The following is a 2,519-nucleotide window of genomic DNA, read 5'->3' on the forward strand; positions in this document are numbered from 1 at the left end:
GCATGAAGATGGTGAAGAACTGCGACAGGATCGGGATGCGGCCGACCTTGAACACCGGATCGAGCGAGCCGCTCTTGATGCGGCCGTGCTGCAGCATGTCTATGCCGGCGCCGCAGAAGCCGAGCTCCGGCCGTTCGGCAAACAGTGCCACCTGGCGCGACAGGCGCCACGGATAGGCGAAGTCGTCGGCGTCCATACGGGCGACCAGTTCGCCCCGGGCGAGCTGCAGCCCTTCATTCAGCGTGGCGACGAGGCCGCGGTTTTCGCGCGAGACGAGCCTGACGCGGCTGTCGGCCTTGCGGTGGCGCTCGAGGATTTCCAGCGAGTTGTCGCTCGACCCGTCATCGATCGCGATCACCTCGAGGCGATCGTAGTCCTGGCGCAGGATCGAGCCGATCGCGGCGGCGATATAGGGCCCGGCATTGTAGACGGGCAAAAGCACGGAAACGAGCGGCGCGGCGGTCATCGGCGTGCCTCCGTGCGCGACAGGTCGAGCCCTGCCGCGCGATGATCGGGCGACACGCCGGGAAAGGTCAACCGGCCAGTGTCGCCCGCGCTGCGCGGGTGAGCGCGGCGCGCGACGTAGGGAAAGTGACGCTTGAAGCCGTTGAGCGGGTTTTCGAAAACCGTCCAGGAAACTGCGGCGACAATGATGGTGGCCGCGCCCGCGACCAGGAAACGGCCCGGCCCCTGTTCGGAGACGTTGAGCGGAATCCACGGCTGCGCCTTGACGGCATAGGCCAGCAGGATCGGGTGGTAGAGATAGATGCCGTAGCTGATGCGGCCAAGGGCAAGCGCGGGTGGCAATTCCGCGAGCTTGCCGATGAAGCCGCCGACGCCTCGCGAGAAGGCCGTGACCAGAACCACCAGTGGCACCAGCGGCAGCACCTCCAGCAGCAGCCAGTGCGCCCATTCCAGCATCGGGTTTGCCGGCGCCGGGACGAACCACTGGATCGCCAGGAACAGGGTTGCGAAAACCGGCCAGCCGAGCTGCATCCAGCGCGGCAGGTCAGCGCCCCTGGCGCGGCGCGCCGCAAGCAGCGCGCCGCAGGCCAGCGCGTCCATCGAGGCTGGCGGCAGCAGATCGCGGGCAAGTGTCGGCACGGCGGTCACCGGCCAGTAGAAGCGGTAGGCGAGCGACAACAAGATCACGCCAGTGACGATCGCCTCGATGCGCCGGCGCGGCGCCAGAAGCACGATCAGCGGCCAGGCGAGATAGAATTGCTCCTCGATGCTGAGGCTCCAGAAATGGCAGAGCAGCCAGGGCGTCCACTCGTTGCGCAGCGCGTACCAGAAATTGGAGAGATAGAGCGCGTGCCAGATAAGCGAGCCCCGGGAATGTTCGAGGTCGGTCAGCCAGACCAAGCCCAGCACCGCGAAATAGGGCGGGAAGATCCTGAGCATGCGCCGGATGTAGAAGGCCCGCAGCGCCGGCCCCGCCTCGTACGCGGCGGCGTCGCGCGCGTCGATGAGCAGCCGCGTGATCAGGAAGCCGGACAGCACGAAGAACAGCCTGACGCCGAGATGGCCGACAAAAGAAGTCCCGCCGGGCGCCAGGAAGTGGGCATAGAGCACCATCGTCACCGCGACGGCGCGCAGCGCATCGAGCTGTATGTCGCGGGCGTTTGCCATCAGCCGCGTCCGCCGGCGTCTTCCGCTGAGGCTGGATTGATATCAATGCCGGTCAGCAGAAGGCCCAAACTGCTCATCTCCTCCACGGCATATTCGCAATAGCTAACGAATGTAGCATGGAATGCTGCGCCGCAACACAAAATGTTTACCGTCTTGAAATAAAATCGTGATCGCGGCGCCGACAAAAGGCGCAAATTCGCCCAGTTTTTGCCATTTTTGCCAATTGCGCCCCAGTGCGTCGGGGTGTCGTGCAAGAAATCCGACGCTTGTTCTGTTGGTCTAAAAGTATTCATCAGGTTGTGTTCTGGGTAAGAGGCGCGCAACTTTCGCGAGTGCTTGTTTGATATTTGATGAAAATCTCCGGATGATTGACCTTGGGCGAATGACTCAGGGCAGTGCGACATTGTGCGGTGCAGCAAGATATGGTGCGAGATGGCGCGATAGGCTGGGTTTCCACGCATTCCCGACCTTCGGCCGAGCCGCCTCTTCGCCGAGCTCGCCCAGACATGCAAAGCGAGCCGAAGTTACGAGCATCCCGCCGAGCGAGCTATAACATATGTTGTCGCGCGGACCGGAGGCGTGGCGACGGTCGCCTCCTTCAACACGCCATTCGCAATGAGACAGTATTTGGCGGCGCGGTCATGGATCCGCGCGGCGCTCCCGATCGAGCATGAGCGCAAGGATTGAGCCGGCGCAGGTCGCGACCAGGATCGAGACCCAGGTGACGCCTCGCGATTGTGGCTCGGTTTCGGCGGCCGTGACGGCCTTGTTCGCGGCAGCGTCCTGCGCCACGACGGGACCCATGTCCGGCCTCGTCCCGCGGCGGATTGAATAGGCGCGTGTCAACTCGGCGCCGAAGAGGAAGATCTGCGAAGAATAGTAGACCC

Annotated in this window: 3 protein-coding genes and 1 pseudogene; all 4 read right to left on the reverse strand. The window is 63.9% G+C overall.

Annotated features, from left to right (window positions below; genetic code table 11):
• On the reverse strand, positions 1-466 hold a 466-nt coding region (locus tag EN745_RS33545; protein WP_145992293.1), incomplete at its 3' end, for a glycosyltransferase family A protein.
• Positions 463-1,632: an acyltransferase gene (locus EN745_RS33550; protein ID WP_127423224.1), complete on the reverse strand. Its 1,170-nt coding sequence runs from the start codon at positions 1,630-1,632 to the stop codon at positions 463-465. The genes EN745_RS33550 and EN745_RS33545, both read right to left, overlap by 4 nt.
• The gene (locus EN745_RS33555; protein WP_145992294.1) at positions 1,632-2,093 is read right to left on the reverse strand and encodes a hypothetical protein; all 462 of its coding nucleotides are present in this window, start codon (positions 2,091-2,093) and stop codon (positions 1,632-1,634) included. Before EN745_RS33555 ends, EN745_RS33550 begins: the two co-directional genes overlap by 1 nt.
• 178 nt (positions 2,094-2,271) lie before the next feature.
• Positions 2,272-2,519 (reverse strand): annotated as a pseudogene (locus EN745_RS37365) (YihY/virulence factor BrkB family protein); the annotation flags it as partial.

This window comes from Mesorhizobium sp. M4A.F.Ca.ET.022.05.2.1 (assembly GCF_003998845.1).
In the GTDB taxonomy this organism is placed as follows: Bacteria; Pseudomonadota; Alphaproteobacteria; order Rhizobiales; family Rhizobiaceae; genus Mesorhizobium.